The sequence below is a fragment of the Pseudomonas sp. WS 5079 genome (assembly GCF_012985465.1).
Taxonomy (GTDB): domain Bacteria; phylum Pseudomonadota; class Gammaproteobacteria; order Pseudomonadales; family Pseudomonadaceae; genus Aquipseudomonas.
This window is the reverse complement of the sequence record NZ_JAAQWN010000003.1, coordinates 413,723-436,445: the sequence shown is the minus strand read 5'-3', so window position 1 is coordinate 436,445 and position 22,723 is coordinate 413,723. Positions and strand designations below refer to the sequence as shown.

Annotated in this window: 20 protein-coding genes; 4 read left to right on the top strand and 16 right to left on the bottom strand. The window is 61.9% G+C overall.

Annotated features, from left to right (window positions below; translation table 11 throughout):
* Positions 1 to 77 precede the first annotated feature (77 nt).
* Both HBO05_RS10665 and HBO05_RS10660 read left to right on the top strand, forming a co-directional pair.
* Positions 78 to 1,103 carry an extracellular solute-binding protein gene (locus HBO05_RS10665; RefSeq protein WP_169952203.1) on the top strand — a complete coding sequence of 342 codons (1,026 nt, stop codon included), beginning with the start codon at positions 78 to 80 and terminating at the stop codon, positions 1,101 to 1,103.
* A complete protein-coding gene (locus HBO05_RS10660) occupies positions 1,103 to 2,668 on the top strand; it encodes an iron ABC transporter permease (RefSeq protein WP_172312578.1) in 1,566 nt (521 codons plus the stop codon). The genes HBO05_RS10665 and HBO05_RS10660 overlap by 1 nt, the downstream gene beginning before the upstream one ends.
* Before the next feature lie 76 nt (positions 2,669 to 2,744).
* Here HBO05_RS10660 and HBO05_RS10655 read toward each other — a convergent pair whose 3' ends face one another.
* The 12 genes from HBO05_RS10655 to HBO05_RS10600 form a co-directional block, all read right to left on the bottom strand.
* Positions 2,745 to 4,679: a methyl-accepting chemotaxis protein gene (locus HBO05_RS10655; protein WP_172312576.1), complete on the bottom strand. Its 1,935-nt coding sequence runs from the start codon at positions 4,677 to 4,679 to the stop codon at positions 2,745 to 2,747.
* A gap of 139 nt (positions 4,680 to 4,818) precedes the next feature.
* The gene (locus HBO05_RS10650; protein ID WP_172312574.1) at positions 4,819 to 6,108 is read right to left on the bottom strand and encodes an adenylosuccinate synthase; all 1,290 of its coding nucleotides are present in this window, start codon (positions 6,106 to 6,108) and stop codon (positions 4,819 to 4,821) included.
* 54 nt (positions 6,109 to 6,162) lie between these two features.
* Positions 6,163 to 7,350: an ATP phosphoribosyltransferase regulatory subunit gene (locus tag HBO05_RS10645; protein ID WP_172312572.1), complete on the bottom strand. Its 1,188-nt coding sequence runs from the start codon at positions 7,348 to 7,350 to the stop codon at positions 6,163 to 6,165.
* 296 nt (positions 7,351 to 7,646) lie between these two features.
* Complete coding sequence (gene hflC / locus HBO05_RS10640) at positions 7,647 to 8,513, bottom strand: protease modulator HflC (protein WP_017849753.1); 867 nt, start codon at positions 8,511 to 8,513, stop codon at positions 7,647 to 7,649.
* Entirely contained in the window at positions 8,513 to 9,691 is a 1,179-nt protein-coding gene (hflK, locus tag HBO05_RS10635; RefSeq protein ID WP_115127254.1) for an FtsH protease activity modulator HflK, read from the bottom strand. Before hflK ends, hflC begins: the two co-directional genes overlap by 1 nt.
* 96 nt (positions 9,692 to 9,787) lie before the next feature.
* Positions 9,788 to 11,089, bottom strand: coding sequence for a ribosome rescue GTPase HflX (gene hflX / locus HBO05_RS10630; RefSeq protein ID WP_029299582.1), 1,302 nt, complete (start codon positions 11,087 to 11,089; stop codon positions 9,788 to 9,790).
* 12 nt (positions 11,090 to 11,101) lie between these two features.
* Complete coding sequence (gene hfq / locus HBO05_RS10625; RefSeq protein WP_010221594.1) at positions 11,102 to 11,362, bottom strand: RNA chaperone Hfq; 261 nt, start codon at positions 11,360 to 11,362, stop codon at positions 11,102 to 11,104.
* Positions 11,363 to 11,457: 95 nt separating this feature from the next.
* On the bottom strand, positions 11,458 to 12,429 hold the full coding sequence (miaA, locus tag HBO05_RS10620; RefSeq protein ID WP_172312570.1) for a tRNA (adenosine(37)-N6)-dimethylallyltransferase MiaA: 972 nt from the start codon (positions 12,427 to 12,429) through the stop codon (positions 11,458 to 11,460).
* Complete coding sequence (gene mutL, locus HBO05_RS10615) at positions 12,429 to 14,327, bottom strand: DNA mismatch repair endonuclease MutL (RefSeq protein ID WP_170042563.1); 1,899 nt, start codon at positions 14,325 to 14,327, stop codon at positions 12,429 to 12,431. Before mutL ends, miaA begins: the two co-directional genes overlap by 1 nt.
* Positions 14,328 to 14,341: 14 nt before the next feature.
* The gene (locus tag HBO05_RS10610; RefSeq protein ID WP_169952436.1) at positions 14,342 to 15,763 is read right to left on the bottom strand and encodes an N-acetylmuramoyl-L-alanine amidase; all 1,422 of its coding nucleotides are present in this window, start codon (positions 15,761 to 15,763) and stop codon (positions 14,342 to 14,344) included.
* Positions 15,764 to 15,780: 17 nt separating this feature from the next.
* Entirely contained in the window at positions 15,781 to 16,248 is a 468-nt protein-coding gene (tsaE, locus tag HBO05_RS10605; RefSeq protein WP_169952216.1) for a tRNA (adenosine(37)-N6)-threonylcarbamoyltransferase complex ATPase subunit type 1 TsaE, read from the bottom strand.
* Positions 16,236 to 17,096, bottom strand: a complete 861-nt coding sequence (locus tag HBO05_RS10600; protein ID WP_169952218.1) for an NAD(P)H-hydrate dehydratase — start codon at positions 17,094 to 17,096, stop codon at positions 16,236 to 16,238. The genes tsaE and HBO05_RS10600 overlap by 13 nt, the downstream gene beginning before the upstream one ends.
* A 63-nt stretch (positions 17,097 to 17,159) precedes the next feature.
* Here HBO05_RS10600 and queG point away from each other — a divergent pair, with 63 nt between their 5' ends.
* Entirely contained in the window at positions 17,160 to 18,239 is a 1,080-nt protein-coding gene (queG, locus tag HBO05_RS10595) for a tRNA epoxyqueuosine(34) reductase QueG (protein WP_169952220.1), read from the top strand.
* Here queG and HBO05_RS10590 read toward each other — a convergent pair.
* Together HBO05_RS10590 and orn are read right to left on the bottom strand one after the other, a co-directional pair.
* Positions 18,221 to 18,835: a trimeric intracellular cation channel family protein gene (locus HBO05_RS10590; RefSeq protein ID WP_169851492.1), complete on the bottom strand. Its 615-nt coding sequence runs from the start codon at positions 18,833 to 18,835 to the stop codon at positions 18,221 to 18,223. The two genes, queG and HBO05_RS10590, sit on opposite strands and share 19 nt — an antisense overlap.
* Before the next feature lie 175 nt (positions 18,836 to 19,010).
* Positions 19,011 to 19,553 carry an oligoribonuclease gene (orn, locus tag HBO05_RS10585; protein ID WP_169952222.1) on the bottom strand — a complete coding sequence of 181 codons (543 nt, stop codon included), beginning with the start codon at positions 19,551 to 19,553 and terminating at the stop codon, positions 19,011 to 19,013.
* A gap of 106 nt (positions 19,554 to 19,659) precedes the next feature.
* Between orn and rsgA the strand changes: the two genes are divergently transcribed.
* Positions 19,660 to 20,691 carry a small ribosomal subunit biogenesis GTPase RsgA gene (gene rsgA, locus HBO05_RS10580; protein ID WP_170042451.1) on the top strand — a complete coding sequence of 344 codons (1,032 nt, stop codon included), beginning with the start codon at positions 19,660 to 19,662 and terminating at the stop codon, positions 20,689 to 20,691.
* Between the two features lie 114 nt (positions 20,692 to 20,805).
* On the opposite strand, the gene motB is transcribed toward rsgA, so the two are convergent.
* Together motB and motA are read right to left on the bottom strand one after the other, a co-directional pair.
* A complete protein-coding gene (gene motB, locus HBO05_RS10575) occupies positions 20,806 to 21,828 on the bottom strand; it encodes a flagellar motor protein MotB (protein WP_169952225.1) in 1,023 nt (340 codons plus the stop codon).
* Positions 21,829 to 21,831: 3 nt separating this feature from the next.
* Positions 21,832 to 22,683, bottom strand: coding sequence for a flagellar motor stator protein MotA (motA, locus tag HBO05_RS10570; RefSeq protein WP_169952227.1), 852 nt, complete (start codon positions 22,681 to 22,683; stop codon positions 21,832 to 21,834).
* Positions 22,684 to 22,723 lie beyond the last annotated feature (40 nt).

Genomic DNA, 22,723 nt, shown 5'->3' with positions numbered 1-22,723 from the left:
CTCCCCTGTCCGCACTTGAGAAGTTTTATCGTTTATCCTTGCAATGATTTGTTGCACTCAAGTGAGGAAAACCCCGGATGATGATCCGCGATACCCGTCTCAAGACATCCCTTCTGCGTGGCCTGACCATCACTCTGCTCGGCCTGACCCTGCTCTCTCCCGCCGCCTACGCCGCCGACAAGGTTGAACTGACCCTGTACAACGGCCAGCACAAGGAAGTCGGCGATGAACTCGCCAAGGCCTTCGAAGCCAAGACCGGCATTCATGTGAATGTGCGCAAGGGCAGCAGCAACCAATTGGCCAGCCAGGTCGTCGAAGAGGGTGAGCGCTCCCCCGCCGACGTGATCTACACCGAAGAATCCCCGCCGCTCAACAAGCTCGGCGAACAAGGCCTGCTGGCCACTATCGACGCCAGCACCCTGGATGTCTTGCCCAAGGAATACGTAGCTGCCAACGGCGCCTGGATGGGCGTGACCGCACGCACCCGGGTCGTGGCCTTCAACCCAAAGTTGATCAAGGAAGAAGAACTGCCCAAGTCGGTCCTGGATTTTGCCGGCCCCGAGTGGCAAGGCAAGGTTGGTTTCGTCCCCACCAGCGGCGCCTTCCAGGAACAGGCCGTGGCCATCATCAAGCTGCATGGTCGTGAAGCCGCCGAGGAATGGCTGACCGGCCTGCGCGCGTTCGGCAAGGTCTACAGCAACAATATGGTGGCCCTCAAAGCCGTGGAAAACGGCGAAGTCGCGACGGTATTGGTGAACAACTACTACTGGTTTGCCCTGAAAAAAGAAAAGACCAACCTGGATTCGCAACTGCACTATTTCACCGATGGCGATGCCGGCGGCCTGATCACCGTATCGGCAGCGGCGGCACTCAAATCCAGCAAGCACCCCAAGGAAGCCCAGCAACTGCTGGCTTTCATGGCCAGCGAAGAAGGCCAGCGGGTTATCACCAATACCTCGGCTGAATACCCGTTGCGCAAGGGCATGGAGTCCAATCGCGGCCTCAAGCCTTTCAGCGAGCTGCAACCGCCAAAAGTCACTCCCGCCGACCTGGGCAATGCCGAAGAAGCCCTGGAGCTGGAACGTGAGGTTGGCCTGAACTGATGAACCCATCGCTACCGACCCCCGCCTTGCGCGGGGGTTTTAGTCCACGGCGCAAGCGCCCTTCAATCTGGTTGCTGCTGCCGGTCTTGCTCCTGGTGGGCCTGAGCCTGCTGCCATTGGTGTATGTGGGCCTCAAGGCCTGGCAAGCGGGCTGGACCGAAGCGGTGCATCTGCTGTGGCGCCCGTATGTGTTCGGGTTGCTGCGCAACACGTTGGCACTGATGGTTGGCGTAACCATGGCCTGCGCGGTGATCGGCCTGTCCCTGGCCTGGCTGCTGGAGCGCAGCAACCTGCCGGGCCGGCGGATCTGGGGAGTGATCCTGTGCCTGCCGTTTGCCGTGCCGGCGTTTGTCAGCGGCTTTACCTGGGTGTCGCTGAGCGCCCAGTTCGAAGGCCTGGGCGGTGCGATCCTGGTGATGACCCTGTCCAAGTACCCATTGGTGTTCCTGCCGGTGGCGGCCACCCTGCGCAACCTGGACCCGTCCCTGGAAGAGTCGGCCCGCACCCTGGGCCTGAATCGCTGGGGCGTATTCTTTCGCATCACCCTGCCACTGCTGTGGCCATCACTGTTGGCCGGCGCGCTGCTGATTGCCCTGCACATGCTGGTGGAATTCGGCGCCTTGTCGATCATCGGCCTGCAAACCTTCACCACGGCGATCTACCAACAGTTCGAGCTGGAATTTAGCAACGCCAATGCGGCGATGCTGTCTGCGGTACTGCTATTGATGTGCCTGACCCTGCTGTGGCTGGAGTTGCGCGTGCGCGGCAAGGGCCGGCATGTGCGCACCGGACAAGGCGCGGCGCGGCATGCCGAACAGGTTCGATTGGGCAGATGGGCGCCACTGGGCCAGTTGTATTGCGTGATGCTGGCGATCATTGGCAGTGGCATTCCGTTAGGGATGCTCGGTTACTGGCTGGCCGTGGGCTCTTCGGCCGCCTTCCCGGTTGCGCAAATCAGCGAGGCACTGCTGTCGTCCCTGGCCCTTTCCCTCGGCGGCGCCGCACTGTGCCTGGCGCTGGCTGTGCCGGTAGGCCTTTTGGTGGTGCGCTACAAGGGTCAACTGGCGCTATGGGCCGAACGCCTGCCGTACCTGCTGCACGCCCTGCCCGGCCTGGTGATTGCCCTGACCCTGGTGTATTTCGCCCTGCATTACGTGCCGGCGCTGTACCAGACCTCGGCGCTGCTGCTGATCGCCTATGCGCTGTTGTTCCTGCCACTGGCCCAGGCCCCCATCCGCACTGCGCTGAACAAGGCTGCGCCGCAGTTGGAAGAGGCGGCACGCACACTGGGCGCATCGTCGTTCAGCGCGTTCTGCCGGGTGACCCTGCCGATTATCTTTCCGGCATTGGGTGCGGCGTTTGCGCTGGTGTTCCTCGACGCGATGAAGGAATTGACCGCAACCTTGCTGCTCAGCCCTACGGGGCTGAATACCCTGGCCACGGCAGTATGGGCACACACCTCGAATGTGGAGTTTGCGGCGGCGGCGCCTTATGCGGCGTTGTTGATTCTGGTGTCGGGGTTGCCGGTGTATCTGCTGACGACGCGGATGTATCTGAGCCGCTGAGAGCGCCATCGCGGGCAAGCCCGCTCCCACACCTGTGGGAGCGGGCTTGCCCGCGATGGCGCCCGCTCAGGCGACGCTAGGCCCGAAACTGCCCCAGGCTGGCCTTCAACTGCGCCGCCAACCCATCCAGCACCTTGCCACTGGCCGTGGTTTCCACCACCGCCTGCGCCGCACGCTCGGCCTGGGCGTGGATCACCTCGACCCGCCCCCGCACCGCATGCGCGCCCTGGGCCTGGTGCTCGGCAGCCCGGGTCGCCAGGCCAATCGCCGCGTGCACCTGCTCTACCGAGGCCTGCACCGTTTGCTGCAGGCGCACGCTGTCACGCAGCACCAGCAGACCTTCGCTGGCCTGGCGCCCGGCCTTGCCGATGGTTTCGACTGCCTCGCGCGCGCCTTGCTGCAACGCCACGATGTGCGCCTGGATATCACCAGTGGAGCTTTGGGTTTTACTCGCCAGCGCCCGCACTTCGTCCGCCACCACCGCAAAACCGCGCCCGGTCTCGCCGGCACGCGCCGCTTCGATGGCCGCATTCAGGGCCAGCAGGTTGGTCTGCTCGGCAATCCCGTGGATCACCGTCAGCACCACTTCAATCTGCTCGCTTTGCTGGGCCAGGCGCTCGATCACCTTGGAGCCGGCCTGCACCTGGCCTGCCAGTGCTTCGATCAAACTGCCGACCTCAGCCGAGGTCCGCGAATTTTCATCGGTGGCCTGGCGGATATCCACCACCTGCTGCAACGCGGCCTGCATGGCGTGACTTTCAGCCTGGGCCTCGTCGGCCATTTGCGACAGCGCCCGCAGGCTTTCGGCCACCTCGTCGCGCTGCAAGCCCGCCGCCGCATCAGCACCAGCATTGCGTAGGGTCATCGCGCCGATTTCCACACCAGTACGCTGGGCCACATCGCCCGCCTCGCGCACGATGGGCTGCAACTTATCCACAAACCGATTGACCGCCGAAGCCATGGCGCCGATTTCGTCCTGGCTGTTGATCTGCACACGCTTGGTCAGGTCACCCTCGCCAGCGGCCAAGTCATCCATGGCGGCGATCAGCAGCTTCAGGCGATTGACCACCCGCCGCCCCAGCACCACGGCAATCAGCAACAGCACGCCCAGGCCAACCACCGCCAGGCCCAGGCCAATCCGCCAGCGTAGGGCCTGCGCGGCCTCTTGTACGGCGCTTGAGGTGTTAGCCGTCATTTGCGTGGCCGTGGCCTGCGCCGACTGCAAGCGTGCGCCCATGGCCGCTGCGCTGTCAGCCGCCGCGCCCTTGAGGCTATCGCCCACCAATTGACCGCCACTGGCGATCAGCGCGATGAAACGCTGGTCCAGCGCCGCCAGATCCGCCTCGACACCAACGGTGGAAACCCCCATGAGCACCTTGCCGATCTCCACGCCATTGGGGCTGATCGATGCCTCAACGTAATACACCGACGGGTCGTTTTTCGCGGCATTCAACACTTTATCCAGCGCGCGGTCGCCTTCGCCTTTCTCCAACAGCGCCTTATTGATCGGGTTTTCCCGGTTCAGATAACGGGTCAGGTGCTGGCCCGTGGCATCGTCGTACACCACAAACAGCACGTTGGGGTTGCGCTGGGCGCGTCGGGCGAACTCGGACAACGCCGGGACATCACTGTCCCACATGGCACGCGGCGCAACCGAGGCCAGCAACTGCGCCATGTCATTGGCAGAGTCCTTCAGGTCCTTTTCCAGGGTCGCACGCAGTTGCTGCTGCTCTTGCTTGAGACGCGCAGAAAGCCCGGCCGTCAGGCGGTCGCTGGTGCTGGTCGACAGGCTGTCCAGGCTGGATGTCACTTCCTTGCCCGCCTGGGTCAATTCGCCCGACAGTTTCTGGCTGTCCACGCCCAGGCGCTTGCCCAAATCGGCTTCCAGGGCCGTGACTGTGCTCCGGGTCAGGGCGACCGCCACCAGCACTTGCACCAAAAGAGCGATACCAAGGGTAACGAACACCGGCCGCAACAGCCGGCTTTGTAACAATGAGAGAACGGCAGACATCGGGAATCCCTCCACCACGGGTGCCATTAAATTGATAGCACCGCGAAAGAGAGAAACATAGCAAGGGTCGTGCCGTGCGCACGGCAGAAACGACAAAGGGCCCCCGAAGGGACCCTTTGCTTTTTACATCAACAGCTTATTAAGCGAACGGATGACGCAGAACGATGGTCTCGTTGCGGTCCGGGCCGGTCGAAATAATGTCGATCGGCGCGCCAATCAGCTCTTCAACGCGCTTGATGTACGCACGGGCGTTAGCGGGCAGTTCTTCCAGGGTCTTGGCACCCACGGTCGATTCGGTCCAGCCTGGTACTTCTTCGTACACAGGCTGCAGGCCGACATAGCTGTCAGCGTCAGTCGGGGCCACATCATTACCTTCTGCGTCTTTGTAGCCGATGCAGATGTTGATGGTTTCCAGGCCGTCGAGTACGTCCAGCTTGGTCAGGCAGATGCCCGAGATGCTGTTCACATCGATAGCGCGACGCAGGATAACGGCGTCAAACCAGCCACAACGGCGGGCACGGCCGGTAGTGGCGCCGAACTCGTGGCCTTGCTTGGCCAGGTGCGCACCGACGTCGTCAAACAGCTCAGTCGGGAATGGGCCCGAACCTACGCGTGTGGTGTAGGCCTTGGTGATGCCCAGGATGTAGTCCAGGAACATCGGACCGACGCCCGAACCCGTCGCAACGCCGCCAGCGGTGGTGTTGGAGCTGGTCACGTACGGGTAGGTACCGTGGTCGATGTCCAGCAACGAACCCTGGGCGCCTTCGAACATGATGTCTTTGCCGGCGCGACGCAGGTCGTGCAGCTCGGCAGTCACGTCCAGCATCAGCGGCTTGAGCAGCTCGGCGTATTCCTTGCACTCGGCCAGGGTCTTTTCAAACTCGATGGCAGGCTCTTTGTAGTAACCAACCAGCATGAAGTTGTGGTAATCCACCAGTTCACGCAGCTTGTCTTCAAAGCGCGGCATGTTGAGCAGGTCGCCCACACGCAGGCCACGACGTGCAACCTTGTCTTCGTAGGCCGGGCCGATGCCGCGACCGGTAGTACCGATCTTCAGCTCGCCACGGGCCTTTTCACGGGCCTGGTCCAGCGCAACGTGGAAGGACAGGATCAGCGGGCAGGACGGGCTGATACGCAGGCGCTCGCGCACCGGTACGCCTTTCTCTTCCAGCTTGGTGATCTCGCGCAGCAGGGCGTCAGGTGCAACCACCACGCCGTTGCCGATCAGGCACTGCACGCCTTCGCGCAGGACGCCCGACGGGATCAGGTGCAAGACGGTTTTTTCGCCATCGATGACCAGGGTGTGGCCAGCGTTGTGACCACCTTGGTAGCGCACTACGGCGGCAGCATGTTCGGTCAGCAGATCAACGATCTTGCCTTTGCCCTCATCACCCCATTGGGTGCCCAGGACTACGACATTCTTACCCATAACACTTGTCCTCATTCGCGCAAACTTGGTGCCGGCATTGGCCGGCAGGAAAACTCAAGAAGCCAGTGGCGATACTTGCCAAAGCCCGTTCTGCTGAATCAATTGCCGGTCGCAGTCCGCTTCACGGGCGGCGGCCAATGGCTGCCCAGGCAAGGCCTGGACGACACGCTGACCCTCACTGCGCAACTGGCAGACCTGCTGCCAGAGTGCCGCGTCCGTACTGTCTGGCATCCAGATACCGCCAGACGGTAGCTCGACTTCAGCACGCCCCAGGGTCACCAGGGTTTTCAAATCGGTAGAAAAGCCAGTCGCTGGACGGGCACGACCGAAGTCGGCGCCGATATCGTCATAACGACCGCCCTGGGCGATGGCTTGGCCAACACCCGGAACAAACACGGCGAACACCACACCGGTGTGGTAGTGGTAGCCGCGCAGCTCACCCAGGTCAAAATACAGCGGCAGTTGCGGGAAGCGCGCCGACAACTGCTCGGCAATCGCCAGCACGTCGTCCAGAGCCGCCAACACCGGGGCCGGTGCGTTGGCCAGGCGATCACGGGCAGCGGTCAGCACTTCGCGACCACCACACAGGCCCACCAGCGCACGCAGCATGCCGGCGAGATCCTCAGGCACGCCTTCGGTCAGGGCGATCACTTCGTCGATGGCCTTGCGTTGCAGGGCATCGAACAACTGTTGCTCAACTTCGCCAGACAAACCGGCCGCACGGGCCAGGCCACGGTAGATACCGACATGCCCCAGGTCCATGTGCACATCCGGCACGTCAGCCAGTTGCAGCATCGCCAGCATCAGGCTGATGACTTCGACGTCGCTGCTCGGGCTCGCATCGCCGTACAACTCGGCGCCCAGCTGGATCGGGCTACGGGACGATGACAGGGCGCGCGGTTGCGCGTGCAGCACGCTGCCGGCATAGCACAGGCGGCTCGGCCCTTCACGGCGCAGGGTATGCGCATCGATGCGCGCCACTTGCGGCGTGATGTCGGCGCGAAAGCCCATTTGCCGGCCCGATTGCGGGTCGATGACCTTGAAGGTGCGCAGATCCAGGTCCTGGCCCGCGCCGGTCAGCAGGGATTCCAGGTACTCGATATGGGGAGTCACGACAAACTCGTAACCCCAGCTCTGGAACAGATCCAACACCTGGCGGCGCGCGATTTCAATACGCGCAGCCTCTGGTGGCAGTACTTCTTCGATGCCATCTGGCAGCAGCCAGCGGTCTACCGTTGCCATTACGCCATTCCCCTATGACCCGGCCTGCCCTTGGGCGAGCCTTGAGTGAAGCAGAAAATACCCGGCCCCTGCATAAACCACGCGCAAGAGCGACGTGACGAATGGCCTGTAAACGGCCTCGTCGGGCACTTTCCTCGAAAAACCTGTCACGCCTGCAGCGTAAAACAGCAATCAAACATGCAGACGCAAAAAAGCCGGGAATTTCCCGGCTGCCGCATCATACACCCGTTTTCCGAAAGGATCACCCCGCCAAGCGTTTTAGCCGCCCGACGGAGTGGGTCCAGACAGTCAGCGGGTTACTTGGACTTTTCCAGGTAGCGGAAGAAATCGCTACTTGGGTCCAGCACCATGACGTCGGTTTTGTTCGCAAAGCTTTCACGGTAGGCACGCAGGCTACGGTAGAACGCGTAGAACTCCTGGTCCTGGCCATAAGCCTTGGCGTAGATCGATGCGGCTTGAGCATCACCGTCACCGCGAGCCTCTTCAGACTCACGATAGGCTTCTGCCAACAGTACGCGACGCTGACGGTCGGCATCCGCACGGATACCTTCAGCCAGTTCGTTACCCTTGGCGCGGTGCTCACGAGCCTCACGCTCACGCTCGGTGCTCATCCGCTCGAACACGCTGCGGTTCACTTCTTTGGGCAGGTCAATGGCCTTGACCCGGACATCGACCACTTCGATGCCCAGCTCTTTTTCAGCCATGGTGTTCAACGAACGCGTGATGTCAGCCATCAGCGCATCACGTTCACCGGATACCACCTCGTGCAGGGTGCGCTTACCAAACTGGTCGCGCAGGCCCGATTCCAGACGACGGGACAAACGCTCGTCGGCAATCTGCTTGAGGCCGGAAGTCGCGGTGTAGAAACGCTCGGCATCCTTGACGCGCCACTTGGCGTAGGCGTCAACCATCACGGCTTTCTTTTCCAGGGTCAGGAAACGCTGTGTCGGTGCATCCAGGGTCATCAGGCGGGCGTCGAACTTGCGCACCTGGTTGACGTAGGGGACTTTCACATGCAGGCCCGGCTGGACATCCGCCTGGACCACACGCCCGAATTGCAGCAGCACCGCGCGCTCGGTCTGAGCCACGATGTAGAAGCAGTTCCAGGCAGCGATGACCACGACGACGCCCACAATCAGGGCGGTCAGCGATTTATTGCTCATCAACGACTCTCCCTGGAACGTGTTTGCTGTTGCTGCAGGTCAGCGGCCGCACGGGCGCTCGCTTCGTTGGCAGCGGCAGTCGAACTGGCGGAAGACGAAGTACTGCCGGCACTACGACCACCTTCGATCATCTTGTCCAGCGGCAGGTACAGCAGGTTGTTCTGCCCACCTTTGTTGCCGGTCACGAGAACCTTGCTGGTGTTGGTGAAGACTTCCTGCATGGTGTCCAGGTACAGACGCTCGCGGGTGACTTCCGGTGCCTTGCGGTACTCGGCCACCAGCTTGGTGAAGCGGTCGGCCTCACCCTTGGCGCGGGACACGACTTCGTCGCGGTAACCGTTGGCATCTTCAAGGATGCGCTGGGCCTGACCACGGGCTTCCGGCACGACGCCGTTGGCGTAGGTTTCAGCCTGGTTGCGCGAACGCTGCTCGTCTTCACGGGCACGGATCACGTCATCGAAGGCTTCCTGCACTTCACGCGGTGCAGCTGCGCTCTGTACGTTGACCTGGGTAACGGTGATACCGGTGCGATAAGTATCGAGGAACCGTTGCAGGCGCTCCTTGATCTCGCTGGCCATCAGTTCACGGCCTTCGGTCAGCACCTGGTCCATCGCAGTGGAACCCACTACGTGGCGCAGGGCGCTTTCGGTCGCGTGCTGCAAGCTGATTTCCGGCTGGTCGACGTTAAGCACGAAGTCCTGCAGGTTGCTGATCTTGTACTGCACGGTCAGCGGCACTTCGACGATATTCTCGTCTTCGGTCAGCATCTGGCCCTGCTTGGTGTAGGCACGCTCACGCGTGACGTTCTCCATGTACTTCTTGTCGATCGGCGGGAAGTAGATGTTCAGGCCTGGACCGACAGTCTCGTAGTACTTGCCAAAGCGCAGCACCACGGCTTGCTCCTGCTCGTCGACTACATAAACCGCGCTGTACAGCCAGACAGCCGCCAGCGCCACGAGGCCGAGGCCAAGCAGGCCGTAGCCGCCGCCCTTGCCTGTGCGACCGCCGTCGTCACCACCACGTTTTTTTCCACCACCGAACAACCCATTCAGGCTTTCCTGCAGCTTTCGGAAGGCCTCGTCGAGATCTGGTGGCCCCTTGCGGTCGCCATTATTGCGGCGTTTACCACCCCAAGGATCCTGATTATTCGAGTTGCCACCCGGCTCATTCCAAGCCATAGCGCTCTCCATCTGATAAAGCAAAGACGCACCCACGGCGCGCCGACCAATGCTACAGAATGCCTGCCACAGCGGCACAACCGCTTTCTCAGGCTTTTATTGCAAAGTGTGTTGTTCGAGGAACTCCGTCGGTACAACGCCCTCACGACTCACCAGTCGATTGAGCTCCGAACGGGGCAAACGAACAGCCAGCAGGCTGACACCTTCTTCGTCGTGTTCTTCTTTCTGTACGGCGCCCAACTCGAAAAATTGAGCACGCAGTCGAGCAAAACGCTGCGGCAAGCGCAAGGTGCCGACGAACAAATCGCCGCCCAGCAACTCTGCGATCGCCTGTTCAAGCAGTTCCAGGCCGCTACCGTCCCGCGCCGAGAGCCAGACCCGCTGGGGCCTGCCGTTTTCGTCGCGCTGGATCTGCGGCTCTACACCCTCGAGCAAATCGAGTTTGTTATAGACCTCGAGGATCGGCAAGTCTTGGGCACCAATCTCACCCAGTACTACCATGACCTGCTCGATCTGCAACATCCGGTCAGGCTCGGCCGCATCGATGACGTGCAGCAGCAGGTCGGAGTTGCTCGACTCTTCGAGCGTAGACCGGAATGCCTCGACCAGCTTGTGCGGCAAGTGGCGGATGAAGCCCACGGTGTCGGCCAGCACAATCGGCCCCAGGTCGTCGAGTTCCAGACGGCGCAAGGTCGGGTCGAGGGTCGCGAACAACTGGTCTGCCGCGTACACGTCCGACTTGGTCACGTTGTTGAACAACGTGGATTTACCGGCGTTGGTGTAGCCCACCAGGGACACGGTAGGGATATCCGCACGGGTACGCCCACGGCGTGATTGCTCGCGCTGGCTGCGTACTTTTTCCAGGCGGCCCTTGATCTGGCGCAGGCGCACCCGCAGCAGACGCCGGTCGGTTTCAAGTTGGGTTTCACCCGGGCCACGCATGCCGATACCACCACCCTGACGCTCAAGGTGAGTCCAGCCACGAACCAGGCGGGTGCTCATGTGGTCAAGCTGGGCCAGTTCAACCTGGAGCTTGCCTTCATGGGTACGGGCGCGCTGGGCGAAAATATCGAGAATCAGACCGGTGCGGTCAATCACGCGACACTCGAAGACACGTTCGAGGTTACGTTCCTGACTGGGCGTGAGGATGTGATTGAAGATCACCAGATCGGCTTCTTCGGCATGGACCAGGTCGCGTAGTTCCTCGACCTTGCCGCTGCCAATCAGAAATTTGGCGGTTGGCCGATGACGCGGCACGTTAAAAAACGCGACGGTCTCGGCGCCGGCCGAATTTGCCAGCTCCTGAAACTCCTGCGGATCTTCGCGCGCCTCAGGGTCCTGTCCATCCAAGTGAACGAGGATTACTCGCTCACCACCACCGTGGCGCTCAAAGAACAAAGGAGACTCCTATCAGGCGTTACCTGGCTCAGCGTCACCCTGTTCGGATTCGGTTGCGCTAGGCAGACGAATTGGACGAACCGGCACTACTGTCGAGATAGCGTGTTTGTAGACCATCTGGCTTACGGTGTTTTTCAGCAGGATCACGAACTGGTCGAAAGACTCGATCGTACCTTGCAGCTTGATGCCGTTGACCAGATAGATGGAAACCCCAACTTTCTCTTTACGTAAAGTATTCAAGTAAGGGTCTTGTAGCGAATGCCCTTTTGACATGTGCCGCACTCCTTTAAGGATCAATAATAAAAAATCGGAAAAATAGATAGTTTGTAGCCGTCACACCCCCAAGGATAGACGGCAATTGCAAGGACTCAGCTCAATATGGAGACCGTTCCCAAGTATTTCAAGGCGCGTGACAGATTGTCGCAATCCAGACTGTCCAGCCAATGCAAGTCAGTCCAGCTGCGCAGCCAAGTGAACTGGCGCTTTGCCAATTGGCGCGTGGCAATAATGCCGCGCTCCTGCATTTCGGCTGACGTCAGCTTGCCATCCAGATGATCCCAGACTTGGCGGTAGCCTACAGCACGTATCGAAGGAAATCCCGGATGCAGATCACCTCTTGAACGCAGTGCTACGACCTCTTCCACGAACCCCTGTTCCAACATAATTGTGAATCTTTGTGCAATTCGCTCATGCAGCACCTGGCGATTCGCCGGAGCGATGGCCAGATTGGCGACAGTATAGGGCAATTGTCCCGGTCCAGAGGTGCCTGCGTCAGTACTTTGCGCAGATTGTCTGAGGCGATGGGCCGTCATTGTCTGGCCACTCACGCGCCAGACTTCCAGGGCCCGGCTCAGGCGCTGGGGGTCATTGGGGTGAATGCGCGCGGCAGACACCGGGTCAATCGCCGCCAATTGCTCGTGCAGGGCCTGCCAGCCAAGGCGCGCAGCCTCTTCTTCGATCTCGGCGCGCACCTGTGGATCGGCGGGCGGCATGTCTGCCAGGCCGTCCTGTAGAGCCTTGTAATAGAGCATCGTGCCGCCCACCAGCAGCGGGATATTGCCCCGCGCGGTGATCTCAGCCATGGCGGCGAGGGCATCGGTACGAAAATCCGCCGCCGAGTAGCTTTGCGACGGATCGATAATGTCGATCAGACGATGGGGATGGGCAGCCAATAGCTCTTTGGACGGCTTGGCGGTGCCGATATCCATGCCTCGATAAACCAGGGCCGAATCAACGCTGATCAGCTCACAGGGCAGGACCTTGGTCAGCTCGATCGCCAAGTCGGTCTTGCCGGCGGCTGTCGGGCCCATCAAGAAGATGGCGGGAGGTAGGACGCTCATCAACGGCCGCGCAGGAATAGTTTGTCCAGATCATCCAGGCCCATCTGGGTCCAGGTCGGTCGGCCGTGGTTGCACTGGCCACTGCGCTCGGTGTTTTCCATGTCCCGCAGCAGGCCGTTCATTTCCGGCAGGGCCAGGCGCCGGTTGGCGCGGATCGCGCCGTGGCAGGCCATGGTGCCGAGCAGTTCGTTGATATGTGCCTGGATCCGGTCACTGGTGCCGTACTCCATCAGGTCCGCCAGCACGTCAGCCACCAGCCGGTTAGCCTCAGCCTGCTTGAGCAAGGCGGGAATCTGCCGGATAGCCAGGGTTTCCGGGCCCAGTCGCTGCAATTCAAAGCCCAGTTTCTGGAACACCGCGAGGTGCTCCTCGGCGCAATCGGCTTCACGCTGGCTGACGGCCAGGGACTCTGGCACCAGCAATGGCTGGCCGCTCAGGCCTTCGCTGGCCATGGCGATCTTCAGGCGCTCGTACATGATCCGCTCGTGGGCTGCGTGCATGTCCACCAGCACCAGGCCGTGGGCGTTTTCGGCGAGGATATAGATGCCCTTGAGCTGAGCCAGGGCATAACCGAGCGGCGGGATATCACCGCCACCTTCCGGCAGGGCCACCGCGCCCGGCTCGGCACCAGGCAGCGGCGCAAAAAATTCGCGATAGGCCGCCTGGGCCTCGGCCACTGGCACCGCCGACTGCGGACGCGGGGTGTATTGATACTGATAGCCCGCCCCCGCGCCGGAACCCGCCGCCGGGTAGCTTGGCTGGGATTGCGGCGCTTGCAGCAGGTTGGCCGCCAGGCTCATTTCGCCCTGGGGCCCGAATTCACCGGCCTCAGGTCCCGTCGGGCGGACGATGGCGGTGACTATCGGCGCCGCCAGTTGATCATCCGGACGCACATCGCCCAAGGCACGGTGCAAGGTGCCATAGAGGAAATCGTGGACCATGCGCCCGTCACGGAAGCGCACCTCATGCTTGGTCGGGTGCACGTTGACGTCAACAACCGCCGGGTCCACTTCAAAAAACAGTACGAAGGTCGGATGCCGGCCATTGAACAGCACATCGCGATAGGCCTGGCGCACCGCGTGGGCCACCAGTTTGTCGCGCACTGCACGACCATTCACAAAAAAATACTGCAAGTCGGCCTGGCTGCGGGAGAACGTCGGCAGGCCGACCCAACCCCACAAATGCAGGCCATTGCGCTCGATTTCAATCGGCAGCGCCTGCTCCAGGAACCCAGCACCGCAGATCGCCGACACGCGCCGGGCGCGGGCGGCATCGTCGTTGGCCTCGTGCAGGCTAAGGATGGTCTTGCCGTTGTGGCGCAGATGGAAAGCCACGTCGAAACGAGCCAGGGCCAGGCGCTTGATGACTTCTTGCAGGTGATCGAATTCGGTTTTTTCGGCCTTGAGGAATTTGCGCCGTGCCGGAGTATTGAAGAACAGGTCGCGCACTTCCACCGAGGTGCCTACCGGATGGGCCGCCGGCTGGACCCGAGGGGCCATGTCGCGACCCTCGGTCTCGACCTGCCAGGCTTGATCGGCGCCACGGGTGCGGGAAGTCAGGGTCAGGCGCGCCACGGAGCTGATCGACGCCAGGGCCTCACCGCGAAAGCCCAGGCTCATCACCCGCTCAAGGTCTTCCAGGTCACGGATCTTGCTGGTGGCATGGCGTGCCAGCGCCAGCGGCAGGTCGTCGGAGGAGATCCCGCTGCCGTCGTCACGCACCCGCAGCAACTTGACCCCGCCCTGCTCCACGTCCACGTCAATGCGCTTGGCGCCGGAGTCGAGGCTGTTTTCCAGCAACTCCTTGATCACCGAGGCCGGACGCTCAACCACCTCGCCGGCGGCGATCTGGTTGGCCAGCCGTGGGCTGAGCAGTTCGATGCGCGAAGCGCTGTTCAATACCGATTCGCTCATTACTGGGCTGCCAATTCAGTGCCGGGGATGGTCAATACCTGGCCGACTTTCAGTTCATCGGTTTTCAGGCTATTGGCGCTGCGCAAGGTGGCAGCCGAGACCTGGAAGCGTACGGCCAGCATGGCCAGGGTGTCGCCGGGCTGCACCCGATGGTCACGCGGGCCCTGGGCAATTTTCCCGGAGTCCCGCAGCCAGGCGATATAGGTGCCCGGTGGCGGGTTCTGCTGGAAGAACTGGCGCACGCCGGCGCTGATGGAGCGCGCCAGCGCCTGCTGGTGGCTGGCGGAGGCGAGCTTGTTGGCTTCGTTGGCGTTGGAGATAAAGCCGGTTTCGACCAGGATCGACGGGATATCCGGCGACTTGAGCACCATGAACCCGGCTTGCTCCACCCGCTGTTTGTGCAGCGGCGTGACCCGGCCCATGTTGCTCAACACCTTCTGCCCCACGTTCAGGCTGGAGGTCAGCGAGGCGGTCATCGACAAGTCCAGCAACACACCTGCGAGCATGCGGTCCTTGTCATCCAGGGACACGTTGCCGGCACCGCCGATCAAGTCGGAACGGTTTTCGCTGTCAGCCAACCAGCGTGCGGTCTCGGATGTGGCGCCACGATCCGACAGGGCAAACACCGAGGCGCCGAAGGCTGCCTTCGACGGTGCGGCGTCGGCGTGGATCGAAACGAACAGGTCCGCGCCCTTTTTGCGGGCGATTTCAGTACGCCCACGCAATGGGATGAAGTAGTCGCCAGTACGGGTCAATTCGGCGCGATAACCCTTCATCCCGTTGATCTGGCGCTGCAGTTCACGGGCGATGGCCAGGACCACATCTTTTTCGTGCTGGCCACGGGAGCCCGAGGCGCCCGGGTCTTCACCGCCGTGCCCGGCGTCGATCACTACGATTATGTCGCGCTTGCCGGCCGGCGCGGGTGGCAGCGGTGGCAACTTGACCTGGGGCTGCGCAGGATTGACTGGCACCGCCGGGGTGGTGGCAACCGCAGGGGTCGGCGCCGGGGTGGGCGCGGCGTCGGCAGGATTGTCAAAGAGGTCGACCACCAGGCGGTTGCCATACTGGGCGTTCGGCGCGAGGGAAAAACTCTTGGGCGTCACGACTTTCTTCAGGTCGATGACCACCCGCAGGTCGGTCGGCGTGCGCTGGGCCGAGCGCATCGCGGTAATCGGCGTGTTGGCGGTGGAAACCTTCAAGGGCGCAGCCAGGGTTGCACCGTTGATGTCGATCACCAGGCGATCAGGCGCCGTCAGGGTAAAGACGCTGTGCTGGACCGGGCCAGACAGGTCGAACACCAGTCGCGTGTTATCCGGTGCTCGCCACAGGCGCACACTTTTTACCTGTGAAGCGGCCAGAGCATTGACAGTCATTGCCGCAAGCAACACCCCCACGACAGCAACCAACGCGCGAAAGCGCATACCTAACCCACCCATTATTAGAATTCCAAAGCCAAAGCGGCGCACCAAGACTCACTGCGCGCGCTCTGGGACAACAATTTCAACTGACGCCCATGGTTATGCGGGGTAATGGTAATGGTCAGGTCAGGCTTTGGCAAAAAGCCTGTGCCCTTGTCCGGCCACTCGATCAGGCATAAAGCATCGCCATCGAAGTAATCGCGGATGCCCATGTACTCCAATTCCTCAGGATCCACCAGGCGGTACAGGTCGAAATGGAACGCGCGCAGGTCACCGATCTCGTAAGGTTCTACCAGGGTAAACGTCGGACTTTTCACCGCGCCAGCGTGCCCAAGCCCGCGAATGATGCCGCGCGACAGCGTGGTTTTGCCGGCACCCAGGTCACCCTGCAGAAAAATCAGGCCCACGCCCTGGGTGATCTCGGCAATGCGTTTACCAAAAGCCACCATGGCCTCTTCATCGGCAATAAACAGGGTTACTTCAGACACGGTGACTGCTCCTCCAGCAACTGACGAATGGCAGGAATCAGGTCGCTGGCTACCAGGCCGCGACCAAAGGTGCCCTGGCGATCACCCGCCGTGGCGTGCAACCACACCGCCAGGCTGGCGGCCTCGAACGCCGGCATGCCCTGGGCCAGCAGCGCGCCGGTCAGGCCGGCGAGCACATCCCCCAGGCCCGCCGACGCCATGGCCGGATGCCCCTGGTCACAACGCGATACCCGCCCATCCGGGCTGGCGATCAGGCTGCCAGCACCCTTGAGTACCGTGACGGCATTGAATTTCTGGCTCAGCGCGCGCGCCACCTTAAGTCGGTCGGCCTGAACCTCGGCTGTCGAAATACCCATCAGCCGCGCCGCTTCCCCCGGGTGCGGGGTGATCACACAATCGGCCGGCAAGGTTACATGGCCTGCGGCCAGCAGGTTCAGCGCGTCAGCATCCCAGACCTGGGGTTGCCGGGCATTGGCCGCCACCGACAGCAGGCTCTTGCCCCACGCCATGTCGCCCAGGCCAGGGCCGATAACAATCACCGAGACTTTTTCCAGCAGGCCCATCAATTGGTTGGCCGAATGCACGCCCCGCGCCATGATTTCCGGCAAGCGGGTCAAGGCCGCCGGGACGTGTTCGCTGCGGGTCGCCAGGGACACCAGGCCAGCACCGCTGCGCAGCGCGCTTTCGGCACTCAGCAACCCCGCCCCGCCAAAGCCATGGTCGCCGCCAATCACCAGGACATGGCCAAACTGGCCCTTGTGGGCCTCTGGGGAACGCGCAGCCAGTTGCGGCAAATGGCCGGGCAACAGGGGCTGAACGTCAGTTATTTCGTGTTTTGTCTGCGGCATGCGTCTTCAAGCTCCGATGTCTGGCAGAATTATACGCATCTAACCTGCGGTTTCTCTCGTCTCATGCCTGCTATTACCACCGATCTGCCCGCCCTCGCCCAATCGATCAAAGACTGGGGCCGCGAGCTGGGCTTTCAACAAGTCGGCATCAGCGGCCTGGACCTGGCCGAGCATGAACAGCACCTGCAGCGCTGGCTCGACGCGGGCTATCACGGCGAGATGGACTACATGGGCGCCCATGGCAGCAAGCGCTCGCACCCTGACGAGCTGGTACCCGGCACCTTGCGCGTGGTGTCCCTGCGCATGGATTACCTGCCCGGCGACACGCAAATGGCGCAACTGCTGGCCCAACCCGAAAAAGCCTACATCTCCCGCTACGCCCTGGGCCGCGACTACCACAAGCTGATCCGCAAGCGCGTGCAGCAACTGGCCGACCGGATCCAGGCACAGATCGGCCCGTTTGGCTTTCGCGCCTTTGTCGACAGCGCCCCGGTGCTGGAAAAAGCCATCGCCGAACAGGCAGGTTTAGGCTGGATCGGCAAAAACACCCTGGTCCTCAACCGCAAGGCCGGTAGCTACTTCTTCCTCAGTGAGCTGTTTGTCGACCTGCCGCTGCCCATCGATCCGCCCCACAGCACCGAACACTGCGGCCGCTGCACCGCCTGCCTGGATATCTGCCCGACCAATGCCTTCGTCGGCCCCTATGTACTGGACGCCCGGCGCTGCATTTCGTACCTGACCATCGAGCTCAAGAGCGCGATCCCCGAAGAGCTGCGGCCGTTGATTGGCAACCGGGTTTTCGGCTGCGATGACTGTCAGATCGTTTGCCCATGGAATCGTTTCGCCCGCCCCTCAGGAGAAAGCGATTTCAAGCCGCGCCACAATCTGGATAACGCCGAACTGGCTGAGTTATTTATGTGGGATGAGGATAAATTCCTCAGCAGCACCGAAGGCTCGCCGCTGCGCCGCGCCGGCTATGAGCGCTGGCTGCGCAACCTGGCCGTGGGCCTGGGCAATGCGCCCTCGAGCATTCCGGTGCTGGAAGCCTTGAAGGCACGCCTGGACTACCCCAGCGAACTGGTTCGCGAACATGTGGAATGGGCGCTGAACCAGCACGCGCTCCGTCAATGTTCGTCGTTGTAGACGAACTTGGGCATTTCCCAGTGAAAGCGGATCGCCAGCAGACGCAATAGAAAACCGCTGAACAAGGTCAGCAGGATCGCCTGCTCGCTGGGCAATTCGAGGTAGATGCACAGCATGTAGCACCAGGCGGCGAGGAACGACACGCTGGCGTACAGCTCGCGGCGGAAGATCAATGGGATATCGTTACAGAAGATATCCCGCAGGATCCCGCCGAAGACCCCGGTGATCACCCCGCTGACCGAGGCCACCAGCATGCCGTGGCCCATTTCCAGGGCCGTCATGCAGCCGATCAGGGTGAACGCCACCAGGCCCACGGCGTCCAGCGCCAAAAACAGTGAACGCAAATGACGCATCAATGGGGCGATAAAGATCGTCACCAATGCCGCTACCGAGGTCAGCACCAGGTATTCCGGGTGTTTGACCCAGGTGAGCGGGTAGTGGCCAAGCAACACATCGCGTACCGAACCGCCGCCAAGGGCTGTGACGCACGCAATCAGCACCACGCCGAACCAATCCATGCCACGACGGCCAGCCGACAAGGCACCAGTCATGGCTTCGGCGGTGATGGCGATGAGGTAGAGCATCAGCAGCATGATGGCGATCCTTGCAAAGAGGCGCGCAGTCTAATCATTTGGCAGGGGCACCAAAAGGGGGCGGCCAGAAAACCCACGCGAACATCCGTGTAGGAGCCCCGCTTGCCGGCGATGGGGCCCTTGAGGACGCCATCGCCGGCAAGCGGAACTCCTACAGAGGGCACCTCCCTGCTGCAAGTCAGGCCTTGATGAAATGCTTGCGGTAGTGCTGCAATTCGGCAATCGACTCGCGGATATCATCCAGGGCCAGGTGGGTGCTGCCCTTGTGGAAGCTGTCCTTGACCTCTGGCGCCCAGCGCGCGGCCAGTTCTTTCAAGGTCGACACATCAAGGTTGCGGTAGTGGAAGTAGCTTTCCAGCCCCTTCATGTGGGTATAAAGGAAGCGACGGTCCTGGCAGATGCTGTTGCCACAGATCGGCGACTTGCCTTTGGGCACCCACTTTTCCAGGAACGCAATCGTCTCGGCCTCAGCCTCAGCCATGCTCACGCGGCTGTCGCGCACGCGCTGGGTCAGGCCCGAGTTGCCGTGGGTGCGGGTGTTCCACTCGTCCATGGTGGCCAGCACCGCGTCGCTGTGGTGGATGGCGATCACCGGACCTTCGGCCAAGGTGTTGAGGTTGCTGTCGGTGACAATGGTCGCCATCTCGATGATGACGTCGGTGTCAGGGTTCAGACCGGTCATTTCCAGATCGATCCAAATCAGGTTCTGTGGGTTTTGCATGTCGTGGTTCCTTGGCACCTTGGCGTAGCTGCGCAGTTTAGCAGGCGGGGCGTGCTAGACTCGCGACCGTTTTATCCAACCTTTGCATTATCGACACGGAACACCAATGGCCAAACGCCAGCTCAACCGCCGCCAAAACTGGCGCATCGAAAAGATCCAGGGTGAACGCGCTGCCCGCGCCGCCAAACGTGAATCCTCTGCCGTAGAAGCGCTGGAGGGTGGCGACCTCGGCCCCGAGCAAACGGGCCTGGTAATCGCGCACTTTGGGGTGCAGGTCGAAGTCGAGGCCCTGGAAGGCGAACTGGCCGGCGCAGTGTTCCGCTGCCACCTGCGCGCCAACCTGCCGGCGCTGGTCACTGGCGACAAAGTGGTATGGCGTGCCGGCAACCAGGGTATCGGGGTGATCGTCGCGCAACTGCCGCGCACCACCGAACTGCGTCGCCCCGACAGCCGTGGCCAACTCAAGCCGGTGGCGGCCAACGTCGACATGATTGTCATCGTCTTCGCCCCGCTGCCCGAGCCCCACGCCAACCTGATCGACCGCTACCTGGTGGCGGCCGAACACGCCGGCATCCGCCCGCTGTTGCTGCTGAACAAATTCGACCTGATCGACGAACAGAACGCCCCGGCGCTCAATGCATTGCTCGCGGTGTATCGGCAGTTGGGCTACCCGGTGCTGGAAGTCTCGGCGCACCATGGCAACGGCATGGAACAGCTGCAACAGCAGTTGGACGGGCGCATCAGCGTGTTCGTCGGCCAGTCGGGCGTGGGCAAGTCGTCTTTGGTCAACAGCCTGCTGCCGGAAGTCGAGACCCGCGTCGGCCCGCTGTCGGAACTGTCCGGCCAGGGCACGCACACCACCACCACCGCGCGTCTGTTCCACTTCCCGGGCGGTGGCGAGTTGATCGACTCCCCCGGCATCCGTGAGTTCGGCCTGGGCCACGTCAGCCGTGCTGATGTCGAAGCGGGTTTCATCGAGTTCAACGACCTGATCGGCACGTGCCGCTTTCGCGACTGCAAGCACGACCGCGAGCCAGGCTGCGCCTTGCTCAAGGCCCTGGACGATGGGCGCGTGCAGCAACAACGGATGAACAGCTATCGCTCGATCATCGCCAGCTTGCCCGAAAGCAGCTATTAAGTTGTAGATGCACGCTTGTGTGGGAGCGGGCTTGCCCGCGATGCAGACAACTCGGTGCAACTGATGCACCGAGGTGATGCTATCGCGAGCAAGCCCGCTCCCACCTAAGCCGCATCAGCTACCGGCCGGGGCTTCTCCGGGAGCCTTCACCCCACCCTCGTCAAACAAATTCAGCTTCTGGCGCAGCTCATGGGCCGGCAACGGCTGCTGCTCGGGTGGCAGGGCGTTCGGGTCCACCGGGACTTCACCCGGAGCGCCCTCGCCCTGGGTCGGCACTGGCGGTGGAGTGCCCTGCTCGCCTTCGATGGCGCGCTGGGCTTTTTTGGTCAGCACCACGATGTCGATGCGCCGGTTGATCGGGTTGAATGGGTCCTGGGTATCAAACAACTGCGATGAAGCAAAGCCCACCACCCGCGCCACCTGGGTGTCTGGGTAACTGCCAGCCACCAGGGCACGACGGGCGGCGTTGGCGCGGTTGGCGGACAGCTCCCAGTTACCGAAATCGCCCAGGCCCGAATACGGCTTGGCATCGGTATGGCCGCTGACGCTGATCTTGTTCGGCACCGCCTTGATGGTGTCGGCCATGGCCAGCAGGATGTCTTCGAAGTAGGGCTTGAGGCGCGCACTGCCAGAGTCGAACATCGGTCGATTGGCGTCATCCATGATCTGGATACGCAGGCCGTCCGGGGTGATCTCGAAGTGGATCTGATCCTTGAATTTTTGCAGTTGCGGGTTCTCGTCGACCTTGTTCTGCAGCTCTTGCAGCAACAACTCCAGGCGCTCCTGCTCGACCTGTTCGGCCATGCTCTCGACGGTCTGGCGTTCGATCGGGATGTTTTTCTGGGGCGCTTCGGTCTGGACTTCCGGGTTGATGGTGCGCTCGGGAGCCAATTCTGGCGAACCACCCAGGTCGATCACAAACGGCGTGCCACTCTCGGAGAAGCCGATGGGATCCTTGAAATAACCGGCGATGGCGATCTTCTGTTCCGGCGTCGCAGTGGACATCAGCCACAGCACCAGGAAGAACGCCATCATCGCCGTCGCAAAGTCGGCGAAGGCGATTTTCCAGGCGCCGCCGTGGTGCCCGGCAGCGAAGCGCTTGACGCGCTTGATGATGATTGGCTGGTTGTTTTCCATGGCTTAGCGACCGCGAACTGCTTGTTCCAGCTCGGCAAAGCTCGGGCGGTGCTTCGGATACAGCACCTTGCGCCCGAATTCCACGGCCAGGGACGGCGGCATACCGGAAGCCGAAGCCACCAGCGACGCCTTGATTGCTTCGTAGATGTTCAGCTCTTCCTTGGCATCGTGGGCCAGGGAGGTGGCCAGCGGGCCAAAGAAACCATAGGCCGCGAGAATACCGAAGAAGGTCCCCACCAGCGCCGCGCCTACGTGCATACCGATGGCCGCCTGGTCGCCCTCGCCCAGGGACGCCATGGTCACCACGATACCCAGTACCGCCGCGACAATACCGAAACCGGGCATGCCGTCGGCGATGCCGGTCACGGCGTGGGACGGGTGCTCCAGCTCTTCTTTCAAACTGAACAGCTCCATGTCGAACAGGCCTTCCAGCTCGTGCGGGGCCATGTTGCCGGAGGACATGATGCGCAGGTAGTCGCAGATGTAGGCGGTCATGCGCTCGTCCTTGAGCACGGCCGGGTACTTGGCGAAGATCGGGCTCGCTGCAGCGTCCTCGATATCCGCCTCAATGGCCATCATGCCTTCGCGGCGGCTCTTGTTGAGGATCTCGTAGACCAGGCCCAGCACTTCCAGATAGAACGTGTGGGAAAAGCGCGAGCTGAACATGCCCAGCGACTTTTTGACCACGTGCATGGTCATGTAGCCTGGGTTAGCCTGCAGGAAAGCGCCAAACGCCGCACCGCCGATGATCAGCACTTCGAAGGGCTGGATCAGCGCAGCAATTTTACCGTGGGACAGAACGTATCCGCCGAGCACGCTTGCGATGACGACGATGATGCCGATAATTTTAGCCATAGGGGATGAGTACTTGCGCCGTCGGGTTCATGGACATATT